The sequence below is a fragment of the Streptomyces pallidus (ex Mingjun et al. 2026) genome, assembly GCF_051550185.1.
Taxonomy (GTDB): domain Bacteria; phylum Actinomycetota; class Actinomycetes; order Streptomycetales; family Streptomycetaceae; genus Streptomyces.
Map to the genome: position 1 here is coordinate 2514785 of NZ_CP196181.1, position 16479 is coordinate 2531263.

Annotated in this window: 12 protein-coding genes; 3 read left to right on the forward strand and 9 right to left on the reverse strand. The window is 73.1% G+C overall.

Features of this window, described 5'->3' with window-relative positions:
* Nucleotides 1-15 precede the first annotated feature (15 nt).
* The 4 genes from ilvN to ACSHWO_RS10680 all read right to left on the reverse strand — a co-directional run bounded on the left by ilvN (nt 16) and on the right by ACSHWO_RS10680 (nt 6819).
* Nucleotides 16-540, reverse strand: a complete 525-nt coding sequence (gene ilvN / locus ACSHWO_RS10665; RefSeq protein WP_189809055.1) for an acetolactate synthase small subunit — start codon at nt 538-540, stop codon at nt 16-18.
* Nucleotides 541-571: 31 nt separating this feature from the next.
* Complete coding sequence (locus ACSHWO_RS10670) at nt 572-2458, reverse strand: acetolactate synthase large subunit (RefSeq protein WP_361088656.1); 1887 nt, start codon at nt 2456-2458, stop codon at nt 572-574.
* A 204-nt stretch (nt 2459-2662) separates the two neighbouring features.
* Nucleotides 2663-5599 carry a putative bifunctional diguanylate cyclase/phosphodiesterase gene (locus ACSHWO_RS10675; RefSeq protein ID WP_438311419.1) on the reverse strand — a complete coding sequence of 979 codons (2937 nt, stop codon included), beginning with the start codon at nt 5597-5599 and terminating at the stop codon, nt 2663-2665.
* A gap of 272 nt (nt 5600-5871) precedes the next feature.
* Nucleotides 5872-6819 carry a 2-hydroxyacid dehydrogenase gene (locus ACSHWO_RS10680; RefSeq protein WP_361088658.1) on the reverse strand — a complete coding sequence of 316 codons (948 nt, stop codon included), beginning with the start codon at nt 6817-6819 and terminating at the stop codon, nt 5872-5874.
* A 73-nt stretch (nt 6820-6892) separates the two neighbouring features.
* On the opposite strand from ACSHWO_RS10680, the gene ACSHWO_RS10685 reads away from it, so the two are divergent.
* From ACSHWO_RS10685 to ACSHWO_RS10695, 3 genes are all read left to right on the forward strand, one after another.
* Nucleotides 6893-7900, forward strand: coding sequence for an aldo/keto reductase (locus ACSHWO_RS10685; RefSeq protein ID WP_438311421.1), 1008 nt, complete (start codon nt 6893-6895; stop codon nt 7898-7900).
* A 122-nt stretch (nt 7901-8022) separates the two neighbouring features.
* Nucleotides 8023-9291 (forward strand): PQQ-dependent sugar dehydrogenase, encoded by a 1269-nt coding sequence (locus ACSHWO_RS10690; RefSeq protein ID WP_438311424.1) that lies wholly within the window; start codon nt 8023-8025, stop codon nt 9289-9291.
* Nucleotides 9292-9342: 51 nt separating this feature from the next.
* On the forward strand, nt 9343-9513 hold the full coding sequence (locus ACSHWO_RS10695; protein ID WP_385846567.1) for a DUF6191 domain-containing protein: 171 nt from the start codon (nt 9343-9345) through the stop codon (nt 9511-9513).
* Here the strand turns inward: ACSHWO_RS10695 and ACSHWO_RS10700 are convergent.
* The 5 genes from ACSHWO_RS10700 to ACSHWO_RS10720 form a co-directional block, all read right to left on the reverse strand.
* Nucleotides 9476-12532: a helix-turn-helix transcriptional regulator gene (locus tag ACSHWO_RS10700; protein WP_438319038.1), complete on the reverse strand. Its 3057-nt coding sequence runs from the start codon at nt 12530-12532 to the stop codon at nt 9476-9478. The two genes, ACSHWO_RS10695 and ACSHWO_RS10700, sit on opposite strands and share 38 nt — an antisense overlap.
* 80 nt (nt 12533-12612) lie before the next feature.
* Nucleotides 12613-12810: a hypothetical protein gene (locus tag ACSHWO_RS10705; protein WP_385846449.1), complete on the reverse strand. Its 198-nt coding sequence runs from the start codon at nt 12808-12810 to the stop codon at nt 12613-12615.
* Nucleotides 12811-12982: 172 nt separating this feature from the next.
* Nucleotides 12983-13537: a GNAT family N-acetyltransferase gene (locus tag ACSHWO_RS10710; protein ID WP_385846444.1), complete on the reverse strand. Its 555-nt coding sequence runs from the start codon at nt 13535-13537 to the stop codon at nt 12983-12985.
* A 39-nt stretch (nt 13538-13576) separates the two neighbouring features.
* Nucleotides 13577-15826 carry an MMPL family transporter gene (locus tag ACSHWO_RS10715; protein ID WP_438311427.1) on the reverse strand — a complete coding sequence of 750 codons (2250 nt, stop codon included), beginning with the start codon at nt 15824-15826 and terminating at the stop codon, nt 13577-13579.
* A gap of 219 nt (nt 15827-16045) precedes the next feature.
* The gene (locus ACSHWO_RS10720; protein WP_361088672.1) at nt 16046-16435 is read right to left on the reverse strand and encodes a signal peptidase I; all 390 of its coding nucleotides are present in this window, start codon (nt 16433-16435) and stop codon (nt 16046-16048) included.
* Nucleotides 16436-16479: the final 44 nt, after the last annotated feature.

The window sequence follows — 16479 nt, forward strand, 5'->3', positions numbered from 1 at the left end:
GGGCCCCCGGGCCGGTCAGGCGCTGCGCTCGAGCGCGCGCAGACTGCGGTCCGTGATGGACCGTCCGCCGCGCCCTATGGCGATCGTGCCCGACTGGACGAGCTCCTTGATGCCGAACGGCTCCAGCATCTTGAGCATGGCGCCCAGCTTGTCGGCGCCGCCGGTCGCCTCGATGGTGACCGCCTCGGGCGAGACGTCGACCGTCTTGGCGCGGAACAGCTGGACGATCTCGATGATCTGGGACCGGGTCTCGTTGTCGGCCCGGACCTTCACCAGCACGAGTTCACGCTCGATGGCGTTGGACGGCTCCAGCTCCACGATCTTGAGCACGTTGACCAGCTTGTTCAGCTGCTTGGTCACCTGCTCCAGCGGGAGGTCCTCGACGTTCACGACGATGGTGATCCGCGAGATGTCGGGGTGCTCGGTGACGCCGACCGCGAGGGAGTCGATGTTGAACCCGCGGCGGGAGAACAGGGCGGCGATCCGGGCGAGGATGCCGGGCGTGTTCTCGACCAGGACGGAGAGCGTGTGCTTGGACATGTGGGGCGTTCTCTCTCTCGGCTCTCTCGGCTCAGTCGTCTTCGTTGTCGCCGAAGTCGGGACGGACGCCCCGGGCGGCCATGACCTCGTCGTTGGAGGTGCCGGCGGCCACCATCGGCCACACCATGGCGTCCTCGTGGACGATGAAGTCGATCACGACGGTCCGGTCGTTGATGGCGTTGGCCTCGGCGATGACCTTGTCCAGGTCCGCCGGGTCCTCGCAGCGCAGCGCCACGCAGCCCATGGCCTCGGACAGCTTGACGAAGTCCGGGACGCGGGTGCCCTTGCGGGGGGCGGTGGACTCGCCGAGCTGGGAGCCGACCGTGTCGTGGCCGGTCTCGTCGGCGTGCAGCACGGTGTTGGAGTAACGCTGGTTGTAGAACAGGGTCTGCCACTGGCGGACCATGCCCAGCGCCCCGTTGTTGATGATCGCGACCTTGATCGGGATGTTGTTCAGCGCGCAGGTGACCAGTTCCTGATTGGTCATCTGGAAGCAGCCGTCACCGTCGATCGCCCAGACGGTGCGCTCCGGCAGGCCCACCTTGGCGCCCATCGCGGCGGGGACCGCGTAGCCCATGGTGCCGGCGCCGCCGGAGTTCAGCCAGGTGCGGGGCTCCTCGTAGTCGATGAAGTGCGAGGCCCACATCTGGTGCTGGCCGACGCCCGCCGCGAAGACGGTGTGCTCCGGGGCGAGTTCGCCGATGCGCTGGATGACCTGCTGCGGGGAGAGCATGCCGTCGGCGGGGGTCTCGTAGCCCAGCGGGTAGGTCTCGCGCCAGCGGTTGAGGTCCTTCCACCAGGCGGAGTAGTCACCGGCGTTGCCCTCGGTGTGCTCGGCCTGGATCGCCTGGACCAGGTCGGCGATGACCTCGCGGGCGTCGCCCACGATCGGGACGTCGACCTCGCGGTTCTTGCCGATCTCGGCGGGGTCGATGTCCGCGTGGATGACCTTGGCGTAGGGGGCGAAGCTGTCGAGCTTGCCGGTGACGCGGTCGTCGAAGCGGGTGCCGAGGGCGATCAGCAGGTCGGACTTCTGCAGGGCGGTGACGGCGGTGACCGAGCCGTGCATGCCGGGCATGCCGACGTGCAGCGGGTGGCTGTCGGGGAACGAGCCCAGGGCCATCAGGGTGGTGGTGACCGGGACGCCGGACAGCTCGGCCAGGACCTTCAGCTCGGCGGTCGCGCCGGACTTCATCACCCCGCCGCCGACGTACAGGACGGGGCGCTTGGCCTGGCAGATGAGCTTGGCGGCCTCGCGGATCTGCTTGGCATGCGGCTTGGTGACCGGCCGGTAGCCGGGCAGGTCCAGGGTCGGGGGCCAGGAGAAGGTGGTCTTCGCCTGGAGGGCGTCCTTGGCGATGTCGACGAGGACGGGGCCGGGGCGACCGGTGGCGGCGATGTGGAACGCCTCGGCGATCGTCTTCGGGATGTCCTCGGCCTTGGTGACCAGGAAGTTGTGCTTGGTGATCGGCATGGTGATGCCGACGATGTCCGCCTCCTGGAAGGCGTCGGTGCCGATCGCCTTGGAGGAGACCTGGCCGGTGATCGCGACGAGCGGGACGGAGTCCATGTGGGCGTCGGCGATCGGGGTGACCAGGTTGGTGGCGCCGGGGCCGGAGGTCGCCATGCAGACGCCCACCTTGCCGGTGGCCTGGGCGTAGCCGGTCGCGGCGTGGCCGGCGCCCTGCTCGTGCCGGACCAGGATGTGGCGGACCTTGGCGCTGTCCATCATCGGGTCGTACGCCGGGAGGATCGCTCCGCCCGGGATGCCGAAAACGGTGTCGCACCCCACTTCTTCGAGCGAGCGGATGAGGGACTGGGCACCCGTGACGTGCTCAACTGCGGCGGGCTGCGCTCCGCCGGAACGGGGCCGCGGCTGCGGATGCTGGGCCCCGGAGGCCTGCTCGGTCATCGGCATTCTCTTCTCGAAGCTGAGGGTTTTACGACGGTTCGAAGGTGTGCCAGTGCAACAAAAAACCCCTCGTGCCGGATGGCAAGCGAGGGGAGCGCGTCGGGTGCACGGAGCGGGGACAGGGAGGTCCCGGCTTCAGCCGACGCGCTTTCCAAGTACGAGAATTCGGGTGCGCATGGCACAGACCCTCCCTCCGGCGGGAGGGCGATGTCAAGTGGGTGGGACGGGCGTCTCATTATGTGAGCCTCTACGGATGGCCATCGAGCCCCCGGACGTACCACCGGCCAAGGCGGGCTGGACCGCCCCGCCCGGTACTGGGAACGTACCGCGCACGAGCGCCCGGCGCAGCCTGTACTCGTCGAGCGGGCCGGAAAACGCCAGTCCCCGGCCGTGGGTGCATCCCATGGCGCGCAGGGCCAGGACCTGCTCGGGCAGGTCCACCCCCTCGGCCACCGAATGCATGCCCAGGTCGTTCGCGATGCGCAACAGGCCGGCGGTGATCTTGCGGAGGCGGGCGGATTCCACTACGCCTTCGACCAGACCCCGGTCCAGCTTCAGGATGTCCACGGGCAGCCGCCGCAGCGCGCTGATGGCGGCGTAGCCGCTGCCGAAGCCGTCGAGGGCCACCAGGACGCCGAGTCGGCGCAGGGCTGCAAGGCGCCGCTCCAGCTCGTCGAAGGGGACCCTGGGGTCACTGTCGGCCAGTTCGATCACCAGGGCGCCCGGGGGAAGCCCGTGCCGGGCGAGCAGCGCTTCCACGAGGCCCGGGGACATCGCCCCGTCGGCCGCGCCCGGTGACGCCCCCGGGTCGAGCAGCCGCTGGGCGCTCGTCCGCACGGCCACCGGCACGCTGTGTCCTGCCCGGTGCCGTTCGGCGGCCTGGCCGACGGCCTGCTCCAGGAGCCAGCGCCCGAGCTCTTCGGCGCGCGCGGGGGCGGCGGCCGCGCCGACGGGGCCGTCCGGCGGGGCGGGCACCGGGCCGGAGCCCTCCCGGTGCTCGGCGATCCGAAAGAACTCGGCCGGTGTGAAGAGGATCCCGCGGGCGGAGCGCCAGCGGGCCAGCGCCGCCGCGGCCGTGACCTCTCCGGTCTCCAGGGAGACCACGGGCTGGTGCAAGAGGGCGAACTCGCCGTCGTGGAGTGCGGTGCGCAGCCGGCCCGCCAGCTCGGCCTTCCGTAGGACCTCGGCCTGCATCTGGGGGACGTACAGCTCGACCCGGTCCTTGCCGCCCGCCTTGGCCCGGTACATCGCGAGATCCGCGTTGCGCATCAGGTCCGACGGGGTGATGCCGGGGTCGGCGAAGGCCACGCCGATGCTGGCGGCGACCCGGACCTCGCTGCCGCCGATCCGGTACGGTCGGGAGAGCGTGGTGCGCAGCCGGTCCGCGATCTCGTGGACCTGGTACTCACGGGCGCTGCGGTCGCGGCTGCCGTCGCCCAGGATGAGGGCCGCGAACTCGTCGCCGCCGAGGCGGGCCGCGGTGTCCCCGGCACGGACGGAGTCCTGGAGCCGGCGCGCGGCCTCGACCAGGAGTTCGTCGCCGGCCTGGTGGCCGATGGAGTCGTTGACCGCCTTGAAGCCGTCGAGGTCGATGAAGAGCACGGCGGTGCTGTGGTCCCCGGCACGCCGGCCGCTGAGCGCCTGGCGGACCCGGCGGGTGAACAGGGCCCGGTTGGGCAGGTCGGTCAGCGGGTCGTGCTCGGCGCTGTGCTGGAGCTGCGCCTGGAGGCGGACCCGCTCGGTGACGTCGCGGCTGTTGAGGATGAGGCCGCCCTGGTGCCGGTTGACGGTGGACTCCACGTTGAGCCACTCGCCGCTGCCCGACTTGAACCGGCACTCGATGCGCGTGGTGGGCTCCTCGGCGGGCGGCGAGGCGAGGAAGCGGCGCACCTCGTGGACGACGCGGCCGAGGTCGTGCGGATGGATGAGGCTCGCGAGCTCGGCGCCGACGAGCTCCTCGGCGTCGCGGCCGTAGACCCCCGCCGCGGCGGGGCTGACGTAGCGCAGCGTGCCGGTGGGGGCGGCGATCATGATGACGTCGCTGGAGCCCTGGACCAGGGAGCGGAAGTGGTTCTCCTTCTGGGCCAGCTCCTGGGTCAGCGCGATGTTGTCGAGGAGCATGATGCCCTGCCGGATGACCAGGGCGAGCACGACGGTGCAGCCGGTGAGGACGACCACCCGGTCGACCTTCCGGCCGTCGACCACGTTGTACAGGATCCCGAGGGTGCAGACGGCTGCCGCGAGGTAGGGCGTCAGGGCGGGCAGCGAGCCGGTGATGGGGCGGCTGACGGACCGCTCGGCGCGCGCGGGGCCGGGGGTGCCGGGCGCCGCGGGCAGGCGCCGGGCGCCCCAGGGCGCGTACGCGAGGAGCAGCGAGCCGGCGAACCAGCCGGCGTCGAGCAGCTGCCCGGACTGGTACGCGGCGCTCAGCAGCGGCGAGGTGAACAGGGCGTCGCTGAGCACGGTCAGTGCGAGGGCCGCGATGGCGGTGTTGACGGCGGAGCGGTTGATCTCCGAGCGCCGGAAGTGCAGGACGAGCACCATCGAGACGAGGGCGATGTCGAGCAGCGGGTAGGCGAGGGAGAACGCGGCCTGCGGGACGCTGCCGACGGCGCCGGACTCGCTGGCGATCCGCGCGGTGTTCGCGAGGGCCAGGCTCCAGGACAGGGTGAGCAGGGAGCCGCCGATGAGCCAGGAGTCGAGCGCGAGGCAGACCCAGCCGGCCCGGGTGACGGGCCTTTTGGCGAGTACGAGCAGGCCGACGATGGCGGGCGGGGCGAAGCACAGGAAGGCGACGTCGGCGAGCGAGGGTTTCGGCATGGGCATGGCGAGGATCACCTCGTACCAGCCCCAGATCGCGTTGCCGCAGGCGCCCATGAGGGAGGAGAAGGCGAACAGCAGCCAGGCGGGGCGCTCGCGGCTGTCGATCGTCCGTGCGTAGGTGTAGCAGGAGACGGCGGCGAGCATCGCGGCCGCACTGAGCCCGAAGTCGCCCATGATCTCGGCGAGTTCCTCGGAGCCCCAGCCCAGGGCGGCCCCTACTGCGTAAGCGGCGCTGACGATGGCGAGGAGCAGCTGCATCGCCAGGCCCCTGCCCCCGCTCGGGGCGGCCGGCCGGATCGGCAGGGCCGCCCCTTTGGCGGTCACCGCTCCCCCTCGCCGGCTGGTTCCGGCGCACCCCATCGTCGCCCCCGGCGGCTGTGCCGCTTCGGATCCTTCGTCCATTGGCCGTGCATCGCCCGTCGCCCCCCAAAGTGTCCGATCACCCCAGCGCCAGACGTTCGTGGCGCAGCCCCTTGTTCCGGACGATACACCACTTTCGTCACTCAGGGACATAGACGCCCTACTCTCCGTGACAACATGGGGAGTTGATGCCACTGTGTGCATCCGGACGGATGCGGAGCGTGTCGGGCGGTGGGTCAGTCGGTGATCAGGACCGTGTTCTCCAGGGGTTCCCCCGCGGCGAACCGGGTGAGCTGGCGGGCCACCAGTCGCTTGGCCCGCGGCTCGAAGGCCGAGCTGCTGCCGCCGACGTGGGGCGTGATCAGGACGTTCGGAGCATGCCACAGCGGATGGCCGGCGGGCAGCGGTTCCGGGTCGGTGACGTCGAGGGCGGCGCGCAGCCGGCCCGACCGGAGCTCGGCCAGCAGGGCGGGGGTGTCCACGACGGGGCCGCGGGCCACGTTCACCAGCAGGGCGCCGTTCTTCATGCGCCGCAGGAAGTCGGCGCCGACCAGGCCGCGGGTCTCGTCGGTCAGCGGGGTGGAGAGGATCACCACGTCGGCATGCGGGAGGAGCCGCGGCAGCTCGCCGAGTGCCTCGACCGGACCGCGCACGGTGGTGCGCGCCGAGCGTGCGACCCGTGCGATCCGCGCGCACTCGAAGGCCGCGAGCCGGTCCTCGACGGCCGCGCCGATGGACCCGTAGCCGACGATGAGGACGGACTTGTCGGCGAGGGCCTGGTAGAAGCCGGAGAGCCACTGCTCGGCGTCCTGGCCGCGCACCATGCCGGGGATGCCGCGCAGGGAGGCGAGGGTCAGGGTGACCGCCAGCTCGGCGGTGCTCGCCTCGTGGACACCGCGGGCGTTGCACAGCCGGACGCCCGGGCGCAGCAGGTCGAGGCCGCCGAGGACGTGGTCGACGCCGGCGGTGAGGGTCTGCACGACCTCCACGTCGGGCATGGCCGCCAGCGGGCGCAGGGTGACCTCGTCGGACTTCATGTAGGGGGTGACGTAGAAGGCGCAGGCGGCAGGGTCGGCCGGGAAGGTCTCCTCGCCGTCCCAGTGACGGTAGCGGAAGGCGTCGGGGAGTCCTTCGACCTGCTCCGCGGGGAACGGGAGCCACACGTCCGGGGTCTTTGCAGTCATGATCACGAGGCTATGCCAAGGGATCCTGATCAACCCGTTACTTTGATGGCCGGATGTGGAGGGGGACACACGGGTGGAGCGCAGGTCTATCGGGGCGGGGGCGCTGGCGGTGGGCGCCGTCGGGCTCGGGTGCATGCCGATGAGCTGGGCGTACGCGCCCTCGCGACGCCGCGGCGAGGAGTCGCTGGCCACGGTGCACACGGCCCTGGACCTGGGGGCGAGCCTGCTCGACACGGCGGACCTGTACGGGCCCTTCACCAACGAGCTGCTGTTGGGGCGCGCGCTGCGCGAGCGCCGGGCCGAGGCGTTCGTGTCGGCCAAGGTGGGGCTGCGGGCCGGCGAGCAGCACGTGGTGGCCTGCGGGCGGCCGGAGTACCTGCGGCGGGCCTGTGACGCGTCGTTGCGGCGGCTGCGGACGGACGTGATCGACCTCTACCAGCTGCACCGGGTGGACCCGGAGGTCCCGGTGGAGGAGACCTGGGGGGCCATGGCGGAGCTGGTGGCCGCCGGGAAGGTGCGGGCGCTGGGGTTCTGCGCGCTGGGGGCGGGGGCCGGGCCGGGAGCGGGGCGGCGGGGGGACCGGGAGTACCGGACGACGCTGCGCCACCTGGAGCGGGTGCAGCAGGTGTTCCCGGTCAGCGCCGTGCAGGCGGAGCTGTCCGTGTGGTCCCCGGAGGCGGTGCGGCAGCTGCTGCCGTGGTGCGCGGCGCGCGGGGTGGGATTCCTGGCCGCGATGCCGCTGGGCAGCGGGTTCCTGACCGGGACCCTGACTCCCGGGGAGGGCTTCGAGTGGGAGGACGTCCGGGCCCGGCACCCGCGGTTCACGGCAGAGGCGATGGCGACGAACCAGGTGCTGATCGCGGGGTTGCGGCGGGTGGCCCGGCGGCACGGGCCCGCGGTGACGGCGGCGCAGGTGGCACTGGCGTGGGTGCTGGCGCAGGGACCGCAGGTGGTGCCGGTGCCGGGGGCGGACCGGGCGCACTGGGCGGCGGAGAACGCGGCCGCGGCCGGGCTGCGGCTGACGGCGGCGGACCTGGCGGAGATCGGCGGGCTGCCGGCGGCGGTGGGGGCCTGGGACTGAGCCGACTACCACTCGATCGGGTGTACGAGTGGTGGAACTTCGGGGGCCGTGCCGTCTGTTGAGACGGATGACGGGCACGATCGCGGGTGTGGCGGTCGCGCGGACCGGAGGGGAGCAGGGCGATGCGACAGCGTGTGAAGGACGGACGCGGGCTCGGCCGGGTGTACGGCGGGTCGTGCGGCGGCGGACCCGGTGGCGGGGTGTCGGGGCGGGGCCGCGGGGTGCCGGGGGGTGCGCTGCTGGCGGGGTGCGCGGTCCTGCTGGCGGCGGGGTGCGCTCCGGCGGGCGGCCCCGGCGCCGCGCCGGGCAGCTCGCCCCCGCGGGCGGCGCCCAGTGCGTCCGGGTCGGGGTCGCCGGGCGGGGCGTCCGGTGCGGCGCAGCGTCCGGTGGCGCCGGCGAAGGGATCGGTGACGGTGGCGGGCGAGATCGCCAAGGACCTCGCTTCGCCGTGGGGGGTGGCCGTGCTGCCCGACGGGGACCTGCTGGTCGCCTCGCGGGACAAGGGCACGATCAGCAGGGTGGCTCCGGGTACGGGGAAGGTGACGCAGATCGGGGAGGTGCCGGGGGTGGACCCCGGCGGTGAGGGAGGCCTGCTCGGCCTCGCGGTGTCCCCGTCGTACGCCTCGGACCGGATGGTGTACGCGTACTTCACCACGGCGTCGGACAACCGGATCGCCCGCATGCGGTACGACGAGCACCGGGACCCCGGGCAGCAGTTGGGCGCGCCGGACACCGTGCTGCGCGGCATCCCCAAGGGCGTCTTCCACAACGGCGGCCGGATCGCGTTCGGCCCCGACCGGATGCTGTACGCGGGGACGGGCGAGACGGGTGAGCCCGGGCTCGCCCAGGACAAGAAGTCGCTGGGCGGGAAGATCCTGCGGATGACGCCGGACGGGCAGCCGGTGCACGGCAATCCCGAGGCCGACTCGGTCGTCTACTCGTACGGCCACCGCAATGTGCAGGGCCTCGCATGGGACCAGGACAAGCGGTTGTGGGCCTCCGAGTTCGGCCAGAACACCTGGGACGAGCTGAACCTGGTCGAGCCCGGCGGGAACTACGGCTGGCCCGAGGCCGAGGGCAAGGCGGGCAGACCGGGCTTCCGCGATCCGGTGGCGGTGTGGCGGCCCGACGAGGCCTCGCCGAGCGGGATCGCCTGGGCGCAGGGCTCGGTGTGGATGGCCGGGCTGAAGGGCGAGCGGCTGTGGCGGATCCCGATGGCGGGGGCGGTTCCGGTGGCCGCGCCAGAGGCCTTCCTGGAGGGGAAGTACGGCCGGCTGCGCTCGGTGATCGCCCTCGGCGGCGACAGGCTGCTGCTGGTCACGAGCGAGACGGACGGACGCGGATCGCCGCAGCCCGGCGACGACAGGATCCTGACACTGACGGTGCAGTGACGCACGGCCTCCGGGGAGGGGGCGGAAGGCGGGGTGGGCACGGTGTTCAACATGATCGAGGAGCTCTTCAACCCGGGGCGCAGGCACACGGACGAGGAGCGCAAGCGGCTGGAGCTGTCCCGGACCGACGTGAACGACGGCGATCCGGGGCGCGGTCCCATAGACCTGGACTCCGGGAAGGTGCTCATACGCGTCGAGGAGGAGACCCCGCCTCGACCGTGACCGGCCCGAACAGGCGCAGCCGGTGGGCGAGGGCGGCCGCCTCGCCGCGGCCGGCGACACCCAGTTTGGCCAGGATGTTGGAGACGTGCACGCTGGCCGTCTTCGGGGAGATGAACAGCTCCTCGGCGATGCGGCGATTGCTGTGGCCGGCCGCGACCAGGCGCAGGACGTCGCGTTCGCGGCTGGTCAGGCCCAGTGCCTCGACCGGGTCGGTGTCCGGGGCGGCCTCGGCCGCCGGGGTGTCGGTCCCGGTGAGCGGGAGCCGGGCGCGCCGGGCGAGCAGGGACAGGTCCTCGCGCAGCCGGCGGGCGCCGAGCCGTCCGGCGGTGGCGTAGGCCTCGCGGATCAGGGCGGCCGCGGGCTCCCGGTCGCCTCCGGTGGACAGCACCGCCTCGGCGAGCCGGTGGCGGGCGCGGGCCAGCAGGTACGGGCGCTCCAGCGGGCGGACGGCCTCCTCGACGCCGGCCCAGTCGGCGACGGTGTCCCGTGACTCGGCGCGGAGCAGTTCGGCGCGGAGGAAATCGGCGTGCGCGGTCCACACGGGCGCGGGCGCGGCCAGGGTGCGGGCGGCTGCGCGCAGGGCGGCCAGCGCGGGCCCGCGGCCGGCGTCGGCGACGGGAAGCCCTCGGGTGTCCGCCTCGGCGGAGGCGGAGGCGAGCAGCAGCGGCCAGGCGTAGCGGTGGTGTCCGAGCGGGAAGCCGTAGTCGATCGCGGCGGTGGTCTCCGCGCGGACGTCCGCGATGCGGCCCTCCCCCGCGGCGATGCCGACCGCGAGGCGGAACAGCGGTATGCGGTGCTGGGGCTGGATGTCGTGGGTGCCGAAGTGGGTGTGGGCCGCGGCGAGTTGGGCGGCCGCCTCGGTGAGTTCGCCGCGCGCGAGGGCGAGGTAGGACAGCCGGGCGGAGGCGGATCCGCGCGGTGCCGCGCTCTGGCCCACGCGCAGGGTGCGTCGGGCCGCTTCGGCGGCCTCGTCCCAGCGGCCGAGGCTGTAGAGGCTCTCCGCCATGTTGCCGCAGAGCCACGCCTCGGTGTCCAGCAGGCGTGGCTTCCTGACCAGGTCGGCACCCTGTGCGGCCAGTTCCACGGCCTCGCGGGAACGGCCCATCCCTTCCAGCTGAGAGGAGAGGTTGATATGTGCACGTCCCGTCAGCATGCCGAGGCCGAGCCGGGCGGCCCGTTCTTTGACCGCGTGCATTTCGGCGAGGCCGCGTTCGGGATCGCCGGAGTCGGTGAGCAGGGCCCCGACGGTGATCCGGGCGTTGAGCTCGATCTCCTCGGCCCCGATCATGCGGGCGTAGGCGACGGCGCGTTCGGCGGCGTCGAGGTTGTCGGGGCCGGGGCTGTGGAGCATGCCCCAGCCCGCGGCCCGGACCAGGACTTCGGCGTGCACCTGGGACGGGGGCAGCCCCTTGACGAGTTCCTGGGCCTTGGCGAGTTCCGCCCAGCCGTCGCCGCGGGCCAGGCTGGAGACCAGCCGGGAGCGCTCGGTCCAGAACCAGGCGGCGCGCAGCGGGTCCGGGTCCTCCTCCAGCAGCCGCAGCGCCGTCTTGGTGATCTTCAGGGCGCGTTCGCGTTCGCCGCCGAAGCGGGCGGCGACGGCGGCCTCGGCGAGCAGGTCGAGCCGCCGGAGCGGGGTGGTCGCCGGGTCGCAGCCGCAGGGCGGGTAGACCTCGGTGTAGTCGGCGGGGCGGAGGTTCTCGCGGACCTCCTCCGGGGCGCTCTCCCACAGGTCGAGGGCCCGCTCCAGCAGCCGCAGCTGCTCGGAGTAGGCGTGCCGGCGGCGGGCGGCGACCGAGGCGGCGAGCACGGCGGGCAGGGCCCGGGCGGGGTCGTTGGCGTAGTACCAGTAGCTGGCGAGCCGGATGACCCGCTCCTCGGCGCGGATCAGCGTGCCGTCGGCTTCCAGGGCCTCGGCGTAGCGCCGGTTCACACGGGCGCGTTCGCCGGGAAGCAGGTCGTCGCTGACGGCCTCGCGGACCAGCGAGTGCCGGAAGCGGTAGCCGTCCCCGTCGGTGCTGGCGAGGAGGATGTTGGCGCCGACGGCGGCCCGCAGGGCCTCGATGAGCTCGTCCTCGATGAGCCCGGCAACGGCGAGCAGCAGGGCGTATTCCACGGTGGAGCCGCCCTCGGCGACGGTGCGGACCACGCGCTGGGCGTCGTCGGGCAGCACCTCGACGCGGACGAGCAGCAGGTCGCGCAGGGACTCGGTCAGGCCGGCCGGGCAGGCGCTCTCCCGGCAGGCGACGAGTTCCTCGACGAAGAAGGCGTTGCCGTCGGAGCGGTCGAACACCGAGTCCACGAAGGCCTCGTCTGGTTCCTGGGCGAGGATGCCGGCGAGTTGGCGGCGCACCTCGGCCCGGTTGAAGCGGGCCAGTTCGATGCGCTGGACGGTGCGCAGCCGGTCCAGTTCGGCGAGCAGGGGGCGCAGCGGGTGGCGGCGGTGGACGTCGTCAGCCCGGTAGGTGGCGACGAGGACCAGGCGGCCGCTGGTGAGCGTGCGGAAGAGGTAGGAGAGCAGGTGCCGGGTGGAGGTGTCGGCCCAGTGCAGGTCCTCCAGGACGAGGACGAGGGTGCGGTCGGAGGCGAGCAGCTCCAGCATGCGGGACGTCAACTCGAAGAGCCGCGCGGTGCTTTCCTCGTCGTGGGGGCCGCGGGGGGTGTCGCCGAGTTCCGGCAGGATCCGGGCGAGTTCGTCCTCCTGGCCGGCGGCCGCTGCGGCCAACTCCCCGGGGAGCAGCCGGTGCAGGGTCCGCAGGGCCGTGGAGAACGGGGCGAAGGGAAGTCCCTCCGCCCCGATCTCGACACATCCTCCGACGGCGACCACGGCGCCGCTGCGGGCCGCCTCGCCGAGGAACTCCTCGGTGAGGCGGGTCTTGCCGACTCCGGCCTCTCCCCCGATGAGCAGCGCCTGGGGCTCCCGGCCGGCGGCGCGCCCCAATGCGTCGGTGAGGACGGCCAGTTCGTCGGCGCGGCCGACGAACACCGGGCTGACGGTTCTGCTCTCCACGCCGCCGAGCATCGCACAGGACTCCCGGCCGGCGGCACCCGATATCGCCGCGCCGCCCGCGGTGTGCCGGCCGTAGCGGAGCTCCGCGACGGTCATGCGGCGCGGGTGAAGCGGTTCCGGTTCCCCCTCACCGGCCCTTCGCGGTCCTGGCTGCGCGAGGAGGCGCGGTTCGCCTCCCTGGCCTCGCGGATCCGCCGGTACCGGTCGGCCTCGCGGATCAGGTCGGCGCTGCGGGCGGCGGCCATCTCGTACTCGAGCATCTCGTTCCCCCTGGTGGCGTCTGCGGACACGTCGTCCGGTGTGATCCGAGCTTCGCGTCCCAGGAGGTGCCGCCGCATCGGGCGCATGCCGCATCTGCGGGGGCGGGGGGTCCTTAGAGCGGGGACGGGGGGCCTCATGCAGCGCCGGGGCCCGCGCGGGCCGGGGGCCGGGCGGGGTGTGCCCGGGCGGGGAGGACCCGGGTCAGGCGGCGGGGGCCGGGGGCCACTCGTGGGCGAGGACCGCCCAGACCTCGGTGTCCTGGCGGATCCCGCGGTGGGGGTGGTTCTGCCGCAGGACGCCCTCGCGGGTCATCCCGAGCCGTTCGGCGACGGCGAGGCTCTTCTTGTTGGCGGCGGAGGCGTACCACTCGGCGCGGTGCATGCCGCGCTCGTGGAAGGCCCAGTCGAGCAGGATGCGGCAGGCCTTGGTCACCAGGCCCCGACCGGCGGCGGCCGGCTCCAGCCAGCAGCCGACCTCGCAGGTGCCGGACCGGGCGTCGAAGGTGCGGAACAGCACGCCTCCGACGAGGGTGCCGCCGACCCGGATGCCGTAGATGCGTCCGCTGTCGGCGGCCGCCTTCTGCGCGTAGGTGGCCAGGAACCCGCGCGCCGATTCGGGGTCGGTGACGACGTCGGCCAGGACGATGTGCTCCCCGATGTACTCCCGGCCGCGGTCCATGTGGGCCAGGAACTCCTCGGCGTGCCACGGCTCCAGGGGGAACAGGTGGGCGTCGTCGGCGAGGGCTGTCGAGAACATGCGGCTACGTCCTTGGGTCTCGTGCGGCGGGTGGCCGGATCACCGGGAGGGTGCGGCGGGCTCGGCGCCGTCCTCGCTCGTGGCGGCTTCCGTGCCGGTGCGCTGCACCGGAAGTGTCGCATGCGGGAGGGAGTCCGGCGGCTCGATGCTGATCTTGGGCAGCCGGCGGTCCAGCCAGGCGGGCAGCCACCAGTTGGCGCCGCCGAGCAGGTGCATCAGCGCGGGCACGAGGAGGGTGCGCAGGACGAACGCGTCGAGTGCCACGGCCGCGGCGAGCGCGATGCCGAACATGGCGATGATCCGGTCCCCGCTGAGCACGAAGGCCAGGAACACGGAGATCATGATGACGGCGGCCGAGTTGATGACCCGGCTGGTCTCGGCGAGGCCGACGCGGACGGCCCGCCGGTTGTCGCCGGTCTCCAGCCACTCCTCGTACATCCGGCTGACCAGGAAGACCTGGTAGTCCATGGAGAGTCCGAAGAGGACCGACACCATGATCACCGGCAGGAAGGGCTCGATGGGGCCGGCGCTGCCCAGGCCCATGGGCTCGCTCCCCCAGCCCCACTGGAAGATCGCGACGACGACGCCGAAGGAGGAGGCGACCGCGGCGACGTTCATGGCCGCGGCCTTGAGGGGTATGCCGATGGACCGGAAGGCCAGCAGGAGCAGGACGCAGCCGAGGGCGATGACCACCCCGACGAAGAGCGGCAGCTTGCCCACGATGACGTCGGCGAAGTCGTCGTAGCCGGCGGTCACACCGCCGACGTGGACCTGCATGGTGCTGCCGTGCGCGGCCCGCGGGATGACCTCCTCGCGCAGGTCGGCGACGAGGTCGCTGGTGGCCCGGGACTGCGGGGCCGAGTCGGGTACGACCGTCACGAAGGCGGTGTCGCCGCTGCGGTTGAAGACCGCGGGCCCGGCGGAGGCGACGCCTTCGGCCGAGCGGAGCGATGCGGCCAGGTTCTCCACGGCGAGCCGGTCGCCGGCCCCGTCGAGCCGGGCGACGACCGTGAGCGGGCCGTTCACACCGGGGCCGAAGCCGTCGGCGAGGAGGTCGTAGGCCTGCCGGGTGGTGGAGGTCCGCGGGTTGTTGCCCTGGTCGGAGGTGCCCAGGTGGAGCGAGAGGGTGGGCAGCGCCAGCCCGGCCATGACCAGGGCGGCCACCAGGCCGAGGAGCTTGGGGTGCCGTTCGACGAAGGCCGACCAGCGGGCGGCGAAGCCGGTGGGCAGCTCGGGCTGCGGGCCGTGCTCGGCGAGCTTGCGGCGCTCGCGGCGCGAGAGGGCGCGCATGCCGATGTACGACAGCAGGGCGGGCAGCAGCGTCACCGAGGCGGCGACCGTGAGGACCACGGTGAGGGAGGCGGCTATCGCGACGCCGTTCAGGAAGTTCAGCCGCAGGACCAGCATGCCGAGCAGGGCGATGCAGACGGTCGCGCCGGCGAAGACGACGGCCCGGCCGGTGGTGGCCACCGCCTGCTCGGCCGCCTCGTGGACGGCGAGGCCCCGTTTGAGGGCCTTGCGGTGCCGGGTGACGATGAACAGCGCGTAGTCGATGCCGACGCCGAGTCCGACGAGGGTGCCGAGCATCGGGGCGAAGTCGGCGACCGCCATGGCGTGCCCGAGCAGGGTGATGCCGAAATAGGCGGTGCCGACGCTGACCAGTGCGGTCGCGATGGGCAGGGTGCTCGCTGCGAGGGAGCCGAAGGCGAGGAAGAGGACGAGGGCGGCGACGGCCACGCCGATGACCTCGGCGAGGTGGGCGGTGGGCGCCTCGGTCAGGCCGACCGCCCGGCCGCCGAGTTCGACGCGGAGGCCGTCCGCCTCGGTGGACGGGTTCTTGGCGGCGTCGACCACGGCCTTGGCCTGCGCCTTGGGTACGGAGTCGGCGGGCAGGTCGAAGGTCACCACGGCGTACGCGGTGCGCCCGTCGGCGCTGATCCGGGCCGCGCTCTCGGGGCCGGGGCCGTACGGGCCGGCGACCGCTCCGACGCCGGGCAGTTCGGCGATGGCGGCGAGGGCCCGGGTCATGCGTTGCTCGACGCCGGGGGTGCGGGCCGTCTGGTGTTCCGGCGTCCGCCAGACCACGGTGTCGGTGTCACCGCCCTGGCCGGGGAAGCCCTGGCGCAGCAGGGCGTGGGCGCGGCTGGACTCGGTGCCGGGGACCTCGTAGTCGTTGGAGAACGCCGTTCCGGCGGTGACGGCTGCGGTGGCGGTCCCGCCGAGGGCGAGCAGCCAGATCAGGACGGCCGCCAGTCGGTGCCGCATGCACCACCGTGCGATTGCTGCCAAGGGACGTGCTCCCTGAGGGTTCGGTTCTTTACCGGGAGGCCGCCCGACGCAAGGAACGCCGGAACCCGTGAAGGCACGGCCGAGGGCCCGGGAGGATCGCTCCGGGCTGGGGCCGAGATGGTCTACCACGCCACGATCGCAGCGTTTCGTGATCGTTGGCCCGTTTCGTGTGCATCGTCACAACGGCGGACGGCAGCGCGCCGGCGGGTGGAGGCCCCGTCAGACGGCGGCCGGGCCGGCCGGTTCGTCGACGCGGTAGCCGGGGACGGAGGGCCAGCGGACCGTGAGGACCACCGACTCCTCCTCCGCGTACCAGGAGTGGTCGACGCCCCGGCCCCAGACCACGTAGTCCCCCTGCTCGTCGAGGACGACGCTGCGGCCCGGGAAGTCCATCCGGAAGCGGCCGCTGATGAGGACCAGGAGGGCGGTGCGCTCCTCCCCGACCGTCCACCTGGCCCGCTCGTCGCCCTTGGGGTGGACGCCCCACTTGATCTCCACCTCCTTGCTGTGGCGCGGGTCGTCGGGGTCCTTGAAGTGGCCGAGGAGCCAGCCGCGGTCGGCGGCGGCGTCGGGGGTGGCCTTGCCCGTGTGGATGTAAACGTCGGTCACGGGGCGAGGCTAATGCAGTTGCGCGGGCCGCCAGGCCGGTGGTC

Coding starts and splice junctions, on each gene's coding strand:
- ACSHWO_RS10700 (WP_438319038.1), bottom strand. CDS start 12,532: ATGCTCGGCGGCGTGGAGAGCAGAACCGTCAGCCCGGTGTTCGTCGGC.
- ACSHWO_RS10710 (WP_385846444.1), bottom strand. CDS start 13,537: ATGTTCTCGACAGCCCTCGCCGACGACGCCCACCTGTTCCCCCTGGAG.
- ACSHWO_RS10695 (WP_385846567.1), top strand. CDS start 9,343: ATGATCGAGGAGCTCTTCAACCCGGGGCGCAGGCACACGGACGAGGAG.
- ACSHWO_RS10690 (WP_438311424.1), top strand. CDS start 8,023: ATGCGACAGCGTGTGAAGGACGGACGCGGGCTCGGCCGGGTGTACGGC.
- ACSHWO_RS10670 (WP_361088656.1), bottom strand. CDS start 2,458: ATGCCGATGACCGAGCAGGCCTCCGGGGCCCAGCATCCGCAGCCGCGG.
- ilvN (WP_189809055.1), bottom strand. CDS start 540: ATGTCCAAGCACACGCTCTCCGTCCTGGTCGAGAACACGCCCGGCATC.
- ACSHWO_RS10680 (WP_361088658.1), bottom strand. CDS start 6,819: ATGACTGCAAAGACCCCGGACGTGTGGCTCCCGTTCCCCGCGGAGCAG.